We start from the raw sequence: 19,167 nt of genomic DNA, 5'->3' as shown, positions 1-19,167 counted from the left end.
TACGCAAAAAAACGAAAAAATAAGGTTTTAGAACAGGGTACATGGGTATGAGGGTGTAAGGGTGTAAGTATTCAAAACCATTAAACCCCATACCCTTTCACCCCTACACCCAATCCCCACAGACAATCTTGGTGCGTAAGTCCTAGACTAATGACAAATAACCAATGACCAATGACTAATGACAAATAACCAATGACTAATGACACACCAGATTGGATACGCTTACATAAAGCCTTGGCTGTAGAGGCAGAAAATGGCTTTACAGACTTGATGGGCAGACAATACCGCTTTAGTGAATTTCTCAGTTTGACTTTTGGGAAATTTCCGTCGGCTTTGCCTGCTGTGGAGCGTCGTCGTTGGCAAGAATTAGCCACAAAATTTGCCGACTATCCCAATTTGGCAGTCAAAGACAGACAAAACTTAATTGCTACCACTCGTAGGTATCTTGACCAGCTGCAAAAACAACTAGAAGACCCAGAGGAGTTAGAGAAGCAGGGAAGAAATTATAAAGCGAAAATCCCTAATTCTACGCCTGTGGTGAATGAAGTCAGTCGCAGACTAGCACCCAGAATTGACCAAAAACTCAGCGATTTGCCAGAAATAGGTATTCGGAAAGCTGATAAATTAGCGGCTTTGCATTTGTACACGGTGCGAGATTTGCTGTTTTACTATCCCCGTGACCATATTGATTATGCGCGTCAAGTAAATATCCGCGAGTTACAGGCGGGTGAGACAGTCACTATTGTGGCTAGTGTGAAGCGTTGCAATTGTTTCACTAGCCCGAAAAATCAAAAATTATCAATTTTAGAACTGGTACTCAAAGATAATACCGGACAAATTAAAGTCGGTCGCTTTTCGGCAGGGGCGCGGTTTACGAGTCGTGCTTGGCAAGAAAGTATGAAACGCCGTTACCCAGTCGGTAGTATGGTGGCGGCTTGTGGGTTGGTGAAAGAAAGTAAATATGGCTTGACATTGGATAACCCAGAACTGGAAGTTTTGGCACATCCAGGAGACACCATTGAGTCCTTGACTATTGGGCGGGTAGTGCCAATTTATGCCTTAACTGAAGGGGTGATGGCGAATATGGTGCGTCAGGCGGTGATAGCAGCCTTACCAGCAGCAGCCCATCTCAAAGACCCACTGCCCAAGGGTTTGCGAGAAAAGTATAATTTGATGGAATTGAAAGATGCGATCGCTAATATTCACTTTCCCTCTGATAGCGATACTTTACAAGCTGCCCGTCGTCGTCTGGTTTTTGATGAGTTTTTCTACCTGCAACTCGGCTTACTCCAACGTCAGCAACAAGCCAAAGCCATTCAAACCAGTGCCATACTTGCGCCTAAAGGGCAGTTAATTGGCAAATTCTACGAAATCTTACCCTTTCAACTCACCGGCGCACAGCAACGAGTCCTGAATGATATTTTGAATGATTTGCAAAAAACCACACCAATGAATCGTCTAGTACAGGGCGATGTTGGTTCCGGGAAAACCGTCGTGGCTGTGGTAGCAATTTTAGCGGCGATTCAATCTGGCTACCAAGCCGCTTTGATGGCTCCAACAGAAGTTTTGGCAGAACAGCATTATCGCAAGTTAGTTAGCTGGTTTAATTTATTACATTTGCCTGTGGAATTGCTCACAGGTTCCACCAAAACTGCCAAACGTCGAGAAATTCATTCATTGTTAGCCACAGGGCAATTACCTTTGTTAGTGGGAACTCACGCCTTAATTCAAGACCCGGTAAACTTTCACCGCTTGGGTTTGGTAGTCATTGATGAACAACATCGCTTTGGGGTAAAGCAACGGGCGTTACTACAACAAAAAGGCGAACAACCCCATGTCTTAACAATGACCGCGACTCCCATTCCCCGGACATTAGCCTTGACAATTCACGGAGATTTGGATGTCAGCCAAATTGATGAATTACCACCAGGACGGCAGAAAATTCAAACCACTGCATTGACAAGCCAGCAGCGTAGCCATGCTTACGACCTCATCCGCCGCGAAGTTGCTCAAGGTCGGCAAACTTATGTGGTGTTGCCTTTGGTAGAAGAATCTGAGAAATTAGACTTGCGATCGGCAGTAGAAGAGCATCAAAAATTACAAGAAACCGTCTTTCCTGAATTTCAAGTCGGCTTACTCCACGGGCGCATGAGTTCCGCCGAGAAAGACGAAGCAATTACCAAATTTCGAGACAACAAAACCCAAATTTTAGTATCAACAACAGTAGTTGAAGTTGGTGTGGACGTACCTAATGCTACTGTGATGCTCATTGAAAATGCAGAGCGATTTGGTTTATCTCAACTGCATCAACTACGGGGGCGTGTCGGTCGGGGTGCGGCTCAGTCTTATTGTTTGTTGATGAGTAGTTCTAGAAGCCCTGATGCTCAACAACGGTTGAAAGTCTTAGAACAATCTCAGGATGGCTTCTTCATTTCCGAAATGGATATGCGTTTCCGTGGCCCTGGTGAAGTGTTGGGGACTCGCCAATCAGGTGTGCCAGATTTTACCTTAGCCAGTTTAGTTGAAGATGAAGAAGTATTAATCTTAGCACGGCAAGCTGCCGAGAAAGTTATCGAGATTGATGTTACCTTAGAACGCTGGTATTTGATGAAAGAAGAGTTGAAATATCGGTATGACAGGTTAATGGGAGGCGCTATCTTAACTTAACTACACGCCCCTAAACCCCAACATCCTCAAGACTTTGTTGGGTTACGCGATCTCTTCACCATCCTCCCACACTTCCCACACTTCCCACACTTCCCACACCTCCCACACCTCCCACACCTCCCACACCTCCCACTCTTCCCATGCACTCAAATAAACAACGCTGTCATTGCCATAAGACCAAAAAAGATACAAAAAGAAGTGGGCTTTCTAGGGTAAATTCTGTAAAATCAAAATTTAAATAACCAAATGGCAAATTTTATGATACGTTGGCTAAGTTTACTGCCAATTCTGCTCAGTCTGTTTCTCATGGGATGTTCTACGCAGACAACAGCCAAAACTCCCATTGCAGTGCAAACTGGACAAACACTACCAATTTCAGCTAAAGCAGTTGTTCCCAACGGGACAACCATTGAATTAGAAGTAGCGGTGACTCCAGAAGAGCAAGCAAAAGGTTTGATGAATAGACCTGCATTGCCAGATAATCGCGGGATGTTATTCAAGTTTCCGTCTGCACAGCCTGTGCAGTTTTGGATGAAAAATGTACCTGTGCCACTGGATATGGTCTTTTTACAAAATGGCGTAATCAAGTATATTCAGGCTTCTGCGCCACCTTGTGCTAGTGAGCCTTGTGCCACTTACGGGCCAAATGTACCTGTTGATACTGTAATAGAATTACGTGCAGGGCGAGCCAAAGAACTGAAACTCAAAATAGGAGATAATGTCAAAATTAAGTTTTTAAATCACAGTAGCTTACGGTAATCAGACTTAAAAACCTTGGTGTAATTAGCCATAGCAACATTTCATCAATAATTTTTCTGTAAAAAAACTGTTAAGTAGATGTGAACTCGCAAATTATTTTTCAAGCATCTAATATGATGACAAAAATAGTAAAAAAAACTACTTAAGAGGTAAAATAACAATCTTAAGGTTCCATAGTGAAAAATCTTCCTTTTGGCGTAAGTGTAAACAGTCTGGCATAAGGGAGCATAGGCTATGGAATGTTTGTTACTCAATGTGTAATTAAATAGAACACTCAGGCAAATTCAGCATGATACTTATTTAACTTGCCGAAGATGCTACTAAAAAACTGAGCAAACGGATGATTGAAAGCCAGGAATTTCCTAGTTTTTTAGGAAAATTGTTCTATTTGCGGATAATCAAGCAATATTTTCGGATCTTCATCCGGTAATTGCACAGTCTCAACTGAAATAGTAGCTGCGGACAAAAGAGGAATGGTGAATTGATTTATGAGCGTACACACTAGACAAGGAGGTGAGTTACAAATGTCACCATCAACATATTCAAGGCTGATTCATTTTTTACAGGAAGATTTGTCAATTTCGGCAGCATCTTTGGCAGTAGCTTTACGGCATCGGGAGCAAGACCCAGGGCCTTTACCGATGATTCTTTGGCAGTATGGGTTGATTACGATGGAACAGTTAGAAAAAATTTACGATTGGTTAGAAACTGTTTAAGTATGAAAACTCTTGCAGGAGAAAATCAGGTATGTCACATCCAAACGGCCTTGTTCCAAGGCTGATATACAGGAAAACTGACTTTTACCAAGCCTATTTATGTAAGTCCAGGTTGAAAGAGCGAGTTAAAGATGGTAATTCTACTCGCTCTTTTAATTTTTGGTCATTGGTTATTGGTCAGAAGTTTGATGAATAACTATTGACCATTGACCATTGACGATTAACCATTCAATACTTTAGCTGCTGCCGCTACACCAGCACCCGGAGTAAAGTTTTCATAACCGAGTTCTAACAGTACAACTTCTAGGGATGCTATGCAGCTAAGAATATCGCGATCGCTCACAAAACCCAAGTGACCAATGCGGAAAATTTTATTTTTCAAATGGTCTTGACCACCAGCTAAGGCAATATCAAAGCGTTTTTTAATCAATGAGCGAATTTTATCCGCTTCAATATTTTGTGGTGCTACGGCTGTAATGGCTGGACTAGCATGGCTATCGGCTGCAAATAAGGGCAAGTTTAAACCTTTAATAGCGGCGCGAGTCGCATTCTTTTGGCGTTCGTGTCTGCCAAAAATAGATTCTAAGCCTTCTTCTTTCATCATGCCCAAGGTGGTATGCAGTGCCACAATCAGATTTACTGGGGGAGTGAAAGGAGTGGTATTTTTAGCGGTGGATTTCTTGTATTTGCCTAAATCTAGATAATATTTCGGCAATTTAGCTGTTTTGTAAGCTTCCCAAGCTTTGGCGCTGACAGACACAAAACCCAAGCCAGGGGGAATCATGTAACCTTTTTGAGAACCGGACGCGACGACATCTAATCCCCAAGCATCCACAGGTAAATTAAATGCGCCCAAACTGGTGACAGCATCCACAATAATTAAAGCTTCGCCATGTTCTTTAACGTGGCGGTTGATGGTTTCCAAATCGTTGAGAACGCCAGTGGAGGTTTCGCTGTGGGTGACAATGACAGCTTTGATTTCTTTGGCTGTGTCGGCTTGTAGTTTGGCCGCAAACTGCGCTGGGTCTAAAGGTTGACCCCATTCTGCTGTAATGGTTTCTACATTTAACCCGTAGGCTTGACCGACTTCCGCCCAGCGTTCACCAAATTTACCATTACTACCAACTAAAATGCGATCGCCAGGGGATAGAAAATTAATGATCCCGGCTTCTACCGCACCTGTACCACTAACATTCAGCATCAGCACATCGCTTTCGGTTTGGTGCAGCCATTTTAGATTAGCTGTCACATCTGCCAAAATGTTACTAAACTCATTGGTACGGTGTCCGATGGGGTGTTTAGCTAAAGCAAGTAAAGCAGCCTCTGGCACTGGTGTGGGGCCAGGAATCATCAGCATCAGCTTATTTTCCATATCTTTGTCCTATCCTAATAGTCAAATAACAGTTAAAAGTTTAGGGGATGGTTAATCCTGGAGCAAAATCGACACATATTTATTTGCGGGTTGCACCAGTATTTTCTGTATTCTCCAAATCTCTAAAATTATGGGTCAGCTTGACCTTCGATAACCTGAAACTCTGGTTGTCAGCAATCTCACTAGACGCATCAATACCCACGTCTGAGAGTCTGGGAGGGGCGTATCTGTAGCTAACGTAAAGAAGACATCTAAGTTTATTACCCAGTGAATTGAAGTTTAATAGCAGCGATTATCTAGAATCTCACAAATTGGGTACAGGTACAATGACTTATCAAATTTTGTAGTTTCTAGTTTTTAATCCATAAAATAAGAGCGATGGGCGATCGCTCTCATATTAATATTTATTTACATTTAACTGCATTACTACACACAACCATAGAGATTGTTTGGTCACACATCCGAGTCAACCTTTTGTTGTTGCTTTTTCTTATGGCGTAAAGCCACACCAAAAGCACCTGCTACCAATGAACCGACAATAGTCATAGGTTCAGGAACAGGCTCATCATTCCGAGAACTGCGAACAGTCAGATTTGATCCAGAAAACCGATCACCAGAAAACCGATCAAATGTATTTACCACCCCGAATCCTATAGTGTAAGTGCCGCCTGTGGTGAATGTGTAAGCAGTTCGAGATGCAGTTTGGCCAAAATTACCTACCTGAAGCACATCAGCCAGTCTATTTAGAGAAGTACCAATAGAGTAGAAAGAAAAATCATTGTAAGGTAGATAATCACCAGCTTGGAAGAGCCAATCAAATGTCAAAACATCTCCAGCTTGGACTGTCAGCGTGTTTTTGATAGCAGAACCATCAGTGACATTTTGACCATTAAAAGTATCTAAAGTTCCAGACGCTAGTCCCAAGAAGTTCTCTAGATTAGTGTCAGAAACACCATCACCAGTAAACAGAGCAGCTTGCTCACCACTCAAGTTAACATTTCCAATACTTTCCCATTCTGTAAAATCTGAAATATTGATCACTGCTGCTGGAGATGGACTAGCAGTAAAAACAAATGCTGCTCCTGTACCAGCCACTAGTAAAGTATTCGTCAAACCAAAATTTTTCATTGTATTTACGCTTGTGAAGATGACAAAGTTGATACGCAGAAAGGTATAAGGGTATGAGGCTTTAAAGGGGTGTAGGTGTGCAGAACTCTTACATCCCTTTCATCTCAATCGAAAATCTTTATACGTAAGTTATGCTATTGATGCTGATACACAACACTTTTCTCTAAAAAACCATCTGAAGCAAGTGTTTTTACTGAAGCTTCATAAAATTTTTATATCTAAAAACATAAATCATGTTTTTAGATAAGCTGCTATCAGCCATCATCAATTAGGGCAGAAACTGAAAATCAAATAGTTCGGCAAATTCTCAAAAGCACTGCTGGCAAATACAATATTCATTCATTGCTGTATTGTGGCGATCGCAATGAGAGACTTCATCACTCATAATTTTCTATAAAATTGGTGTAAATTTGCTCTGTTTCACTTTCCCCAAATCAGTTCTAAACGTTCTTGGGCTTGCTTAAGTGCAGATTGGGGAGAATCACCTAGCAACGTCGCCTCAATTGCTCGACCAAGACTTTCAGATATACGACTATATCCAGCTAAAGTAGGACGAGATCGGGCTACAGACATTTGATCTAAAAAAACTTTGATCCAAGGTTTTTGCTGGATATATTGCTGATAAGCTTCGCTTTGGGCAGATTTGAGATTCACTGGCAAAAAACCTGTACCAATAGACCATTCTGTTTGAAATTCTTCACTCAAAACATATTCTAAAAATTTCAGTGCAGCTTGTTCTTTCTCTGGCGTAGTTTTCATCACATAAAAGTTACCTGTACCTGTGACAGTCGCTGATTCAACATCTCTGGGTATAGGGAAAACTTGATAGTCTGTCTGAGACTTGGTGATATAAGTCCAAGGGCCAGTAATTTGCATAGCTACACGTCCCTGAAGAAAAGCATCTTCTTCATAGCCGCGTTCTGGTGGCGAAAGAGTGGCGGAACCATCTTTTAATAAGTCTTGCCAAAATTGAAGCGCGTGTACTGCTTGGGGGTTATTTAAATTCGGGACACCATTGCTGACAATTTCACCGCCAGCACTCGATAAAAAGGGAAACCAACTAAAAACCGTCCATTCTCCCTTACCCATAGGTAGCAACATTCCATATTGTTCTGGCCGTCCATCTCCATTGCGGTCTACAGTTAATTTTTTGGCAGCTTGTCGCAATTCTTCCCAATTTTTGGGTGTATTTGTAATCCCCGCAGCTTTAAATAATGTGGGACGATAAAAAATGCCAATATTACTTGTATACAGTGGTACTGACCATAAATGCCCATCTAACTTTAATTCGTCTAAAAGCTTCTGGCTAAGTTCTGATTTTAAAGGTAGTTTGTCAAACCAACCTTCTAACGGACGAACTGCACTAAGTTCGACTAACTGACCAGTAATTTGGGGGTAAAAGCAGAGAATATCGGGCGGTACTTTACCAACAACTGCTGTTAAGATTTTTGGTAGTTGTTGACCCAGTTGACCAGCGTAAATAGATTCTACCTGGACATCAACATGAGTTTGATTGAATTTATCTACTAATTTTTGGAATACATCACGATTTACAGGTGGATTAATTCCATGCCATAGTGTGATGCGAGTAATTTGCTCATTTTGAGTTTCTCTTACCTCACAACTAGATAACAAAACAATGCTGATACTCAAGATAAATAGAAAAATAGTAATTCGCCAAATAGAGCCAAGAAACTGATAAAGAATTTTAAGATTGGAGAACGAAAAAATAGTAAGTTTCATATAACTTTCCGTTATACACAGTCTGTATGATCGCTAAACGCCTATTTATAAAGTATCTCTAAAAATACTAATTTAGATTAAAATATTATGTATTTGCAATTAGGATAGGTCGAAGATGGATAAAAATTTAGTCATAGATGTTGGTGTTCATACAGGAGAAGATACTGAGTTTTATCTCAAAAAAGGATTTCGAGTTATTGGTATTGAAGCTAACCCCAATATTTATAGTGACACTAAGCAAAAACTAAATTCTTATATAGAAACTGGTCAGTTGCTACTCTTAAATATTGCTGTATCCCCTCTAAATCAACCAATTACTCTATATGTCAACCTAGACAGAAGTTTTTGGAGTACAACTTCACCCGATTTTGTCCAGCGTAACGAGTTTTTTGGCACACGCTCTACAGCTATAACAGTAGAAGGGCGAAGATTTGAAGATATTTTACAGGAGTTTGGCACTCCCTATTATCTAAAAGTTGATATTGAAGGTGCTGATATATTATGCTTACAGGGTTTACAGAAAGTTGAAAGCAAACCGCAGTTTCTATCTATAGAATCTACAAAAGCGTCTTGGCATGACCTGTTAAAAGAATTTGCGCTGTTAAAGGAACTTGGATACAAGAAATTTAAAGCTATCAGACAACCAGATGTACCTCGACAAATCTGTCCCTTCCCAGCGAAAGAAGGTCAATATATCAGCCATCAATTTGAATACGGTGCTAGTGGACTTTTTGGGGAAGAAGCCCCAGGAGTTTGGTTGTCTGAAACTGAAGTACTCAAGGTCTACAAACGGGTTTTTCTGGAATATAGACTTTTGGGTACAAATGGGATTTTAAAATTCCCTTTGGGAAAAATATTACTAGAAAGTCTGCAACTAAAAGAGCCTTGGTATGATACTCATGCTAGTCTTTAAATATTGTTTATGGCAATGGGGACTGGGAAGTTGATTCTAAGAAACTTTTAGTCACACTAGTTTCTGCTCTTGTATAAATATATGTTTGCAAATCAGGTAATTTTTGAGTTCTGAATAATTTCTCTGCCCGTTCCCAAAAATCAGTATCTTCTCCGTAAGTCATATTATTAAAACCTTGCAAATCAAAAAAGACTTGTCTCTTGCCAAAAAATGTCGGGCCAAGTACGCATTCTCGCAGATTTATGGTTTTACCGGGTTGAAAATAGTCAGCAACCCAAATTTCTTCATCGGTAAGAAATCCACCTTCAATTAAATCAATTTCTGGATACTGCCGTAGATATTTAAGGCGAGTTTCTAGATGTTCTGGCAAATAAGCATCATCGCTATCTAAAAACGTGATGTATTTCCCAAAAGATGCTTGAATGCCAGCATTTTTAGCATGACATTGTTTTTTGTTTTGATGCTTTAAATAACGAACATTCGGAAAAACATTAATATATTGATCTACAATTTCAAACGTATTATCGTTACTGCCATCGTCTACTATAATTAACTCCCAATCTTGAAAAGTTTGGGCAAGTACGCTATTAATACAACGATTTAAATATTTGCCGCGATTGTAGGTACAAATAATAATTGATATTTCTGGCAGTAAGTCAAAAATTACATTAGTCATGATGCAACCCCTCAAAAATCTAAATTGCTCAATGATATACCAATTTGATGGGATTTATAACTCATCTCAGCAGCAAATAGAGACTAGGGCTGAGTCAGTGGCTTTGTTTATAACTGATTTATGACTGCTAGAGTGAGCAGGGATAACGGAAGTATTATACAAGATAGTAGTAAATCTTCATTATTTGTAGTTTTCTCAAAAGGATATTAACAGTGCCATTAAATCCGCCACCCCCAAATAATCAACCCCAAAGTTGGGCATTAACGCAACTGTTTGGACTGTCAAGGCGTAATCCCTTGATGATTTCTCGCTGGGTGTTGCGTTGGGTTGTGGTAGGGACGGTTAGTGGTTTGTTTGCTGGGTTGTACTGGAATGTTTTAGAACTGTTAACTCACCAGTTGGAAAGATTCCAAGGTTTAAGTTTGTTAATTGTGATGCCACTGGCTGGTTTAATTGTGGGGCTAGTGATTCATTTTTTGGGTAATCCTGGGGAAATTGCCGTGATTGTGGATAATATTCATTTTCGCGGTGGACGCTTGGATGGACGAAAAAACCCCTCGATGATTCTAGCTTCTTTAGTTAGTATTGCGGCTGGTGGAAGTGCTGGCCCAGAAGCGCCATTGGTGCAGGTTACAGGTTCCTTTGGGACTTGGCTAGGCGATCGCCTGAAACTTGAAGGTGAAGATTTGCGATCGATGAGTTTGGCCGCGATGGCGGCTGGTTTTACGGCTTTGTTTGGCGCACCTCTAGGCGGGGCGATGTTTGCTTTAGAAATCTTGCATCATCAGCATGTTGTGGAATATTACGAAGCGTTAATGCCGGCAATTGTGTCTAGTTGTGCGAGTTATTTGGTATTTACGGCGATTACTCATTTAGGAATTGCACCAACTTGGCATTTTCCCCAATATCGCTTAGAAAATATCGATGATTTTGCCTTGGCGATTTTGTTTGGGATGATTGGGGCGATCGCAGGATGGATTTTCATCTGGATTTTTCGCACCTGCGACAATGTTGTTCACCGCATACCCGGCCCCATTTATTTACGCACCACATTAGCCGGGTTGGGAATTGGTAGTTTAGCCACTTTCTTACCTCTCACCCGTTATTTTGGCCATGAAGAGTTAGAAACTGTTCTGACAACTAGTTTTTCGGGGATTTTTCTGTTAACACTGGCTTTGGGTAAAATGGCAGCTATTAGTATGACAGTTACAGGTGGCTGGCGTGGTGGATTTATTATCCCCTTATTTTTCACTGGTGCTTGTATTGGTAAAGCTGTGGTAGTTTTGATTCCGGGTGTTAATCCTGCTTTAGCCATGATTTGTACAATGGCGGCGCTAAATGCAGCCGTAACACGCACACCCATTAGTACAACTTTGTTACTCTCAAAACTCACTAGTTTCAGTCCATTTACACCAATTTTATTTGCTAGTTTGGTGGGATTTTTTCTAGCACCTAAAGTACCTTTGATTGCGGCTCAAATGAAGTCGCAGCCAGAAGCGATTCATTAATTAATCACTGAATATAGCTTTTCTTCGCCTAGTGATGTATAGGCAAAAATAATTAACCGCAGATAAACGCAGATGGACGCAGATAGATTTGTCCTTCAGTCAACTAGTAAACGCCATATAGCAATCCTAAATTATTTACAAATATCTCTGCCTTGTCTCCCTTTTCCTCCTTGTCTTTTGTGTGTCTAAATCAATGACTGCTATATTATTAGCCTTTATCTCTTGAGTTGATTCATAAATTCTTTCTGCTCGGCAAAATATTTAGCAATTTCTTTGGCATTTAAAGGAATAACTTTTGTTGTGGGACGAATTGGTTGTAATAGTTTATTGAGACTGCAATAAGAATAACTGGCTTTGCGATATACACAACTGTAACTTATTCCAGGAAGACGGAAATAGCTACCGATCGCTAATTGTTGAAATGTCATCTGTCAAACTCAATATTGATAATTGAACTGTATTATGATAGCCCCGGTCAACCGATAACCAACAAATGATATTAAAATCCCGTTACATTGGCGTGATTGCTGTTGGTTTTGTCTCTAGCAGTCCTAAATGAATTACCAACATCTCGCCCTTGTCTACCTTGTCGCCCTGATCTCTGTTGTTCGCACATCAAACTAGGATTGCTATAGCTTGAGTCGTTAACTGTCGATCATTCTTGACCTCTTGTTGGTTGAGGTTGGGTATAACGAGTATTTTGGCAAATTACGTTTATTTTGGGTAAAATTTGGATATTTTTTTTGTTTAACTCCCGCTTGCTTAGTTAAGCCTGATTTCACACATTCGCAGCAGCTATGAAACCAGAGGCTTGATGATAACTCTGCGGGCAAAAAAAAACAATACGTGCTAGAATTGTATCAAAATATGTCAATTATTCAAGAGTAATTTGGAATAATTTTACGCTTTGCCAACTATAAAGGCTAAATACTACGATTTTTGGAGTTTTTTAGGTTATGACAACCTCACAGGAGAGGATTATCCCAACGGATCTGCGGAACGAAATGTCCCGGTCTTATCTGGAATACGCCATGAGTGTGATAGTAGGTCGGGCGCTACCAGATGCCAGGGATGGTCTGAAACCTGTGCATCGCCGTATTCTTTACGCTATGCACGAGCTAGGTTTAACGCACGATCGCCCATTTAGAAAATGCGCCCGTGTGGTTGGGGAAGTGTTGGGTAAATATCACCCCCACGGCGACACAGCAGTCTATGATGCCTTGGTGCGGATGGCGCAGGATTTTTCCATGCGATCGCCCTTAATCAACGGACATGGTAACTTTGGTTCGGTAGATAACGATCCCCCAGCCGCAATGCGATACACAGAATGTCGCTTGCAAGCTTTAACCAGCGCCGCCCTACTCCAAGACATTGAATCAGAAACCGTAGACTTTGCGGATAACTTCGACGGTTCCCAACAAGAACCCACAGTTTTACCATCGCGCATTCCCCAACTGCTACTCAATGGTTCATCGGGAATTGCGGTGGGGATGGCGACAAATATCCCGCCCCACAACTTAGGCGAACTGATTGACGGGGTAGTCGCGTTGATTCACAACCCCGAAATCACCGACCTCCAGTTAATGCAGTATATCCCTGGGCCAGACTTTCCGACTGGGGCGCACATTCTCGGCACGGCAGCAATTAAAGAAGCTTACACCACTGGGCGTGGTTCGATTACCATGCGCGGTGTTGCCAATATCGAAACCATTGAACAGCGTGGTCGTCCTGAACGGGAAGCAATTATTGTTACCGAACTGCCTTATCAAACCAACAAAGCAGCATTAATTGAGAAAATCGCCGAATTGGTGAATGATAAGCGCATCGAAGGCATTGCAGATATCCGTGACGAAAGCGATCGCGACGGGATGCGAATTGTCATCGAACTCAAGCGCGATGCTTATCCCCGCGTGGTATTGAACAACCTTTACAAGCAAACCCCACTGCAAGCCAACTTTGGGGCAAATATGCTGGCGTTGGTGAACGGGGAACCGCAAATCCTCACCCTCAAACAGTTTTTAGAAGTCTTTCTCGATTTCCGCATCGTATCCATTACCAGACGCACCCAATACGAACTGCGAAAAGCCGAAGAACGCGACCATATTTTGCAAGGGTTATTGATTGCCTTATCCCATTTAGATGCAATTATTAACTTAATTCGTCATGCGCCGGATGCACCCACAGCCAAAGGTGAATTAATTACAAATTATGGACTTTCGGAAGTCCAAGCCGACGCAATTTTACAAATGCAGCTACGGCGATTGACAGCCCTAGAAGCCGATAAAATTCGCCTAGAACACGAAGATTTGCAAAAACAAATCGCTAATTTACAAGATATTTTGGCGCGGCGAGAAAGAATCTTAGAAATTATTGAAACCGAAATTTCCCAAATTAAAACCAACTTCGCCACACCCCGACGCACAATTATTACCCACGCCGAAGGCGAAATTGATGAACGTGACTTAATTGCGAACGAAAAGGCAATTATTCTGTTAACAGAACAAGGTTACATCAAACGGATGCCGGTGAATACCTTTGAAGCGCAAAGCCGCGCCACCAGAGGGAAAGCCGCAGCCAAAGTCAAAGATGATGATACTGTAGAGCATTTCTTAACTTGCTGCGACCACGACAGTGTTTTATTCTTTAGCGATCGCGGTGTAGTTTACTGTCTCAAAGCTTATCAAATTCCTGTGGGTTCTCGCACCAGTCGCGGTACACCCATCGTCCAGATGTTACCCATTCCCAAAGAAGAGAAAATCACCTCCATTGTCCCCGTTGATGAATTCAGCGACGACGAATATTTAGTCATGCTAACTAAAGGTGGCAATATCAAGAAAACCGCATTAGCCGCCTTTAGTAATATTCGCGCCAATGGTTTAATTGCTATTTCCTTAGAAGAAGGGGATCAACTACGGTGGGTACGTCGCGCCAGAGTTGAAGATAGCATCATCATTGGTTCACGTCTGGGGATGGCCATTCACTTTAGATGTACCCACGAACAACTGCGTCCTCTAGGGAGGGCGACCCGTGGTGTGAAATCAATGAAACTCAAAACCGGCGATGAACTTGTGGGGATGGATATTATTCCCGCCGCTATTTTAGACACACTCGACACGGGAACAGAAGAGTCAGACATCGAAGAAATCGAAACCGAAGAAGTCGAAATTATCGAAGAAACCACAGAAGTAGCAGCTAACGGTAGTGTCGGCCCTTGGGTGCTAGTTATTACAATGGGCGGCTATGGGAAACGTGTTCCCGTCGGGCAATTCCGCTTGCAAAACCGCGCAGGTCAAGGTTTAATGGCGACTAAATTCAAAAACCGCAAAACCAAAGACAAATTAGCCACCTTGCAAATCGTCAACAACGACGACGAAATCATGATGGTCACAAATCGCGGTATTATTATCCGGCAGGCGACCAATGCGATTTCAATACAATCGCGATCGGCAACAGGTGTGAGAGTTCAACGCTTGGATGAGGATGATGCCATTACCGGAGTTGCGATCGTACCGCCTGATACGGGTGATACAGAAGAAGCGGAATGAACGCAAAAGTAAAAAGTAAAAAGGAAAAAGGAAAAGGCGATCATTCATTTTTAACTTTTGCCTTTTACCTTTTGCTTTCTTTGATTAGTGGCGTTTTGATGGGGCTAACCGTTGCGCCTGTAGGTGCGTGGTTTTTGGCTTGGATAGCCTTAGCCCCACTTTGGGTAATAGTTGTTCAAAAAAGTAAACATCATTTAGAAGCTAAAAAGCCAAAACCCTGGCTTCTACCTTTTACCTCCTTCGGAGTTCGCCAGTCGCTCATGGGGGAAACCCCCAAGACCGCGCTGGCTCACTTTTACCTTTTACCCTTACTCTGGGGTATCGGTTATCACAGCGTCGCCTTATTTTGGATTACTGGTATACACCCGATGGATTGGTTGGGTGTACCTTGGTGGCCGAGTTTAGCTATCACCGTGTTTTGCTGGGGATTTATTAGCCTGTGGGGAGGGCTATTTGTAACTATTTGGGGTGCGGTGATGGCACACCTGAATCAGTCAAAACCTTGGTTGCGTGTTTTAATTGGTACAGCCTTATGGTGCGGCTTAGAAAGTTTGTGGAGTTCCGGTTCGCTGTGGTGGAGTTCTCTAGCTTATACTCAATCACCGCATAACTTGATAATTTTACACCTCGGTCAACTCTCTGGCCCTAATACTGTAACATCTGCGATCGCCTCAATCAATGGCCTCATCGCCGAAGCCTACCTATCCTCTGCGTTCTCTGCGCCTCGGCGGTTCGTAAATAAATATTTAACCTCAGCAACAGCATTATTCATCACCCTACACCTAATAGGCTTTTACCTATACAGCCAACCCATAGCCCAACCACCAGAAGCAGCCTTAAAAATTGGCATCATTCAAGGTAACATCCCCAACAAAATCAAAGTCAAACCTGAAGGTTATCGCCGCGCCATTACAGGCTATACAAATGGCTATGTAACTCTCGCCGCACAAGGTGTTAATGCAGTCCTCACACCCGAAGGCGCGTTACCTATCTTTGAACGCAATTTTGGAGATACGCCCTTAATTTCCGCAGTCCAAAAAACAGGCGTAGTAATTTGGGTTGGTGCATTTGGGGAAAAAGGACGCAGTTATACAAACAGTTTATTTACAGTTAATAGCAAAGGTGAAACCACCAGCCGCTACGATAAATCGAAATTAGTACCCTTGGGCGAATTTATACCCTTTGAAGAAATTTTAGGTAAATTAATTAGTCGCTTATCACCGTTAGATGAACACCAAGTTCATGGTGCAGCCAACCAGATATTTGATACACCTTTTGGTAGGGCGATAGTTGGTATTTGCTACGAATCTGCATTTCCTGAAATATTTCGCCGTCAAGCTGCGGCGGGTGGACAATTTATCCTCAGTTCTTCTAACGATGCCCATTACAGTGCAGCCATGCCATTCCAGCATCATGCTCAGGATATCATGCGGGCAATTGAAACTGATAAATGGTCAGCAAGGGCAACAAATACAGGCTATTCAGCTTTTGTCAATCCCCACGGTAGAACTTTGTGGATATCTGGCTATAACACCTATGAAACTCACGCAGAGACTATATATCGCCGCCAAACGCAGACTTTATACGTGCGTTGGGGAGATTGGTTAACACCGTTGTTGTTGGGTTTGGGTGTTGTGGGTTGGTTTGTGGGTAAAACTAAGAGAGGCTCAACGTAAATTAAAATAAGGAGGATATGGAACCAACACCGGAGCAGTTACGAGCGTTATACCGTAGATGCGTAGCAGCAAGTAATTTAATGCAGCCAATCAATATAGTTAGATTGGACGAACGTACCAAACGAATTTTTGTTTTGATTGGAGACACAATTGAAGTAGAAATCTTTCCCAATGGAGAGGTATTTATTAAATGAGCAAAATGAATTTCGATGAAATGTCTGATAAGGATTTGCTGACTTACATTAGAACTCATCCTCATGACACAGAAGCTTTTCACAAATATATGGACAGATTGAATGAACGCCCTGGTGTGCTTTGCACTACAGATGAAGAATTTGAGGCTGAACTACGAAAACGTATTAATAAGTCGCAAGCTTAAAGCAAAAACTAAAGCGTTGTGTTTACAGCATAACGCTTTTCTGTTTAGTGCAGTACAAATTGATAGAGGCTAGGCAATACTTTTCGGATAAGGAATTTACTTGTGAAGGTATCTTGGGTGCAGGGGTGCAGGGGCGCAAGGGAGAATTAACAGTAACCTCTCCCCTGCCCCTCTGCTCCCATGCACCCCTGCGGTCTAAACAAGCAAATTAAGTGATTAACAGCTTATAGACCCAGATTCTTTGATTTAAACGGGTTTATCTGTTAACTCTGGTTGGGATTTATTCGCTTGCAATTGCACCCAAGCAAAGAAGGGAATTGCGAGTAGTTGAGTTGCAGTCGAAAAGATGACTAATAAGGTGATGGAGCGATCGTATAAAATACCCATTAAAGTGCTGCCTAAAAACCAAGCAAAACCATAGCCTGTACTGAAGATACCATAAGCTGTGGCGCGTTTGTTTTTGGGGACAAGTCCTGCGATCGCAGCTTTTAAAATCGACTCTTGCGCTCCCATCCCAATACCCCACAATGCTATACCTAACAGTGCTAATTGGGTATTGCCTAAAAATACCAAAGGCGCAAAAAAAGATGAAATAAAAGCTGCAACCATCAAAATCGAAATACCAGCACGGTCAAATAAATAGCCAAATATCAGCGCAGCTACGGCATCAACTCCCATTGCCAAGGCATAAAATAAGGGGATTGTTTGCCCAGAAGCAATATCTCCTTTTTGGAAATGAAAAGCAATTAACGGAAAATCTGCATAACCAGCCGCAATAATCGCCACCGCACCCAGATAAATCCAAAAAACTCGCGGTATTCCGTCTTCTTGACTCGTTTCATCTTCAATTTCCAAATCGCTGGGGTTGGGATACAAAAATTGCAAAACCAATAACACAATCAATCCCAACACCGCAGGTACAATCAAAATCGTGAAGCCGTTGCGGTACTCTCCTTGGAAATAAACCATTGCTGCTACTGCTAAAGGCCCCATCACAGCCCCGGTTTGATCCATTGCTTCATGCAAACCAAAGCCAAAACCTCTACCAATTTGACTCACACCATGAGATAGGAGTGCATCTCGCGGGGGAGTCCGCACGGCTTTACCTGTGCGTTCTGCCATCATCAAACCTGCGGCTACTTCCCATCTGCCAGCAAAAGCCAATAGTGGGACAACGGCAGTATTCAAAATAAATCCTAAAGTTGTAATACCCCAATACTTGCGCGTCTGGTCGCTGAGATAACCAATCACGAGGCGCAAACCATATCCAATGAGTTCACCAAAACCCGCTACTAGGCCTACCACAGTGCCGCTTGCACCTAACACTTGCAAATAAGCCCCTGTAATGCTGCGTGCGCCTTCATAAGTAGCATCAGCACAAAGGCTAACAAAACCCAGTAATATTACAAACTTTAATGCGGCTGATTTCTGCGGCATATTTTTGGATCAATAAAATAGCTTCTTCATAGAATTCTGTCTGCACTCTGGGTTAGAAACCGGAAAAAATCACCCTTTTTCTGACAAATAGCTTTTTGTAGCAGTGAAAAAGACAGAAATTCGGTTATATCATAAAGTTCTTCAATTCTCGGTAAAGTCCGCAGAGAGAAATTCAGGGGTGTGGGAGGATGGTGAAGAAATTTTTCCCCCCACACTCCCCCCCTTTCAAGGGCAGGTTTTTAAACCTTCGATAAATAGTTGAGAATATTCTCAATTATGAAACGTAGTTTTAACTGTTCAGACAATAATTTTGGTTTTAAAAGCCCAAAAATTTGTCTAATAAAAAAAGCCTGCCCTTGAAAGACACTCCCCCCTCTCCCCCTGACTGGTGTAGGTTTTTTACGTTATGCCCCAAAAAACTTGATTTAGGGTGTAGGGGTGTAAGGGTGTGAGGGGGTGGAACTCTGATTAAATCGTGATTTTTAGAGTCGCTACTCATCACTCTGTTAAAAACCTACACTTGTGAGCCCCTCTCCCCACACCCCCTACCCATACGTGAGAAATTAGGGTATAGGGGTGTACTTATTCAAAATCCTTACAACCCAAACCCTTTCACCCAATTTTTCTGTTCCCTTCAACATAGATAAA

At 42.1% G+C, this 19,167-nt stretch carries 15 protein-coding genes; 9 read left to right on the top strand and 6 right to left on the bottom strand.

Translation table 11 applies throughout. From position 1 onward, the window contains the following. The first annotated feature begins 192 nt into the window (after positions 1-192). From recG to H6G28_RS05250, 3 genes are all read left to right on the top strand, one after another. Positions 193-2,667, top strand: a complete 2,475-nt coding sequence (gene recG, locus H6G28_RS05260; RefSeq protein WP_190669420.1) for an ATP-dependent DNA helicase RecG — start codon at positions 193-195, stop codon at positions 2,665-2,667. Between the two features lie 258 nt (positions 2,668-2,925). Then, positions 2,926-3,426, top strand: a complete 501-nt coding sequence (locus H6G28_RS05255; protein WP_190589710.1) for a DUF192 domain-containing protein — start codon at positions 2,926-2,928, stop codon at positions 3,424-3,426. Positions 3,427-3,914: 488 nt separating this feature from the next. After that, positions 3,915-4,142: a DUF2949 domain-containing protein gene (locus tag H6G28_RS05250; protein ID WP_190589627.1), complete on the top strand. Its 228-nt coding sequence runs from the start codon at positions 3,915-3,917 to the stop codon at positions 4,140-4,142. A gap of 220 nt (positions 4,143-4,362) precedes the next feature. Here H6G28_RS05250 and H6G28_RS05245 read toward each other — a convergent pair whose 3' ends face one another. From H6G28_RS05245 to H6G28_RS05235, 3 genes are all read right to left on the bottom strand, one after another. Continuing rightward, on the bottom strand, positions 4,363-5,514 hold the full coding sequence (locus H6G28_RS05245; protein WP_190589628.1) for a pyridoxal-phosphate-dependent aminotransferase family protein: 1,152 nt from the start codon (positions 5,512-5,514) through the stop codon (positions 4,363-4,365). Between the two features lie 453 nt (positions 5,515-5,967). Beyond that, a complete protein-coding gene (locus H6G28_RS05240; RefSeq protein ID WP_190669418.1) occupies positions 5,968-6,642 on the bottom strand; it encodes a PEP-CTERM sorting domain-containing protein in 675 nt (224 codons plus the stop codon). A 420-nt stretch (positions 6,643-7,062) separates the two neighbouring features. After that, complete coding sequence (locus H6G28_RS05235; RefSeq protein ID WP_190589630.1) at positions 7,063-8,385, bottom strand: ABC transporter substrate-binding protein; 1,323 nt, start codon at positions 8,383-8,385, stop codon at positions 7,063-7,065. Between the two features lie 115 nt (positions 8,386-8,500). On the opposite strand from H6G28_RS05235, the gene H6G28_RS05230 reads away from it, so the two are divergent. Beyond that, positions 8,501-9,298 carry an FkbM family methyltransferase gene (locus H6G28_RS05230; protein WP_190589631.1) on the top strand — a complete coding sequence of 266 codons (798 nt, stop codon included), beginning with the start codon at positions 8,501-8,503 and terminating at the stop codon, positions 9,296-9,298. Between the two features lie 7 nt (positions 9,299-9,305). Here H6G28_RS05230 and H6G28_RS05225 read toward each other — a convergent pair whose 3' ends face one another. Further along, a complete protein-coding gene (locus H6G28_RS05225; protein WP_190669416.1) occupies positions 9,306-9,974 on the bottom strand; it encodes a glycosyltransferase family 2 protein in 669 nt (222 codons plus the stop codon). A gap of 212 nt (positions 9,975-10,186) precedes the next feature. Between H6G28_RS05225 and H6G28_RS05220 the strand changes: the two genes are divergently transcribed. Beyond that, a complete protein-coding gene (locus H6G28_RS05220; RefSeq protein ID WP_313933914.1) occupies positions 10,187-11,482 on the top strand; it encodes a chloride channel protein in 1,296 nt (431 codons plus the stop codon). Positions 11,483-11,697: 215 nt separating this feature from the next. On the opposite strand, the gene H6G28_RS05215 is transcribed toward H6G28_RS05220, so the two are convergent. After that, positions 11,698-11,910, bottom strand: coding sequence for a hypothetical protein (locus tag H6G28_RS05215; protein ID WP_190589633.1), 213 nt, complete (start codon positions 11,908-11,910; stop codon positions 11,698-11,700). Positions 11,911-12,438: 528 nt separating this feature from the next. On the opposite strand from H6G28_RS05215, the gene gyrA reads away from it, so the two are divergent. Genes gyrA through H6G28_RS05195 form a run of 4 tightly spaced genes read left to right on the top strand, consistent with a single transcriptional unit; the run spans position 12,439 to position 17,082 of the window. Beyond that, the gene (gene gyrA, locus H6G28_RS05210) at positions 12,439-15,027 is read left to right on the top strand and encodes a DNA gyrase subunit A (protein WP_190589634.1); all 2,589 of its coding nucleotides are present in this window, start codon (positions 12,439-12,441) and stop codon (positions 15,025-15,027) included. After that, positions 15,024-16,703 (top strand): apolipoprotein N-acyltransferase, encoded by a 1,680-nt coding sequence (gene lnt / locus H6G28_RS05205; protein ID WP_190669414.1) that lies wholly within the window; start codon positions 15,024-15,026, stop codon positions 16,701-16,703. The genes gyrA and lnt overlap by 4 nt, the downstream gene beginning before the upstream one ends. 17 nt (positions 16,704-16,720) lie before the next feature. Then, complete coding sequence (locus H6G28_RS05200) at positions 16,721-16,897, top strand: DUF6888 family protein (RefSeq protein WP_190589636.1); 177 nt, start codon at positions 16,721-16,723, stop codon at positions 16,895-16,897. Between the two features lie 5 nt (positions 16,898-16,902). Next, positions 16,903-17,082, top strand: coding sequence for a DUF6887 family protein (locus H6G28_RS05195; protein ID WP_242054452.1), 180 nt, complete (start codon positions 16,903-16,905; stop codon positions 17,080-17,082). Between the two features lie 246 nt (positions 17,083-17,328). Here the strand turns inward: H6G28_RS05195 and H6G28_RS05190 are convergent, their stop codons facing one another. After that, positions 17,329-18,519: an MFS transporter gene (locus H6G28_RS05190; protein ID WP_190669412.1), complete on the bottom strand. Its 1,191-nt coding sequence runs from the start codon at positions 18,517-18,519 to the stop codon at positions 17,329-17,331. Between the last annotated feature and the right edge of the window lie 648 nt (positions 18,520-19,167).

This window comes from Nostoc sp. FACHB-190, assembly GCF_014696905.1.
Lineage (GTDB): Bacteria > Cyanobacteriota > Cyanobacteriia > Cyanobacteriales > Nostocaceae > Nostoc_B.
The sequence above is the reverse complement of the archived record's forward strand: the minus strand, read 5'-3'. Positions and strand labels throughout refer to the sequence as shown.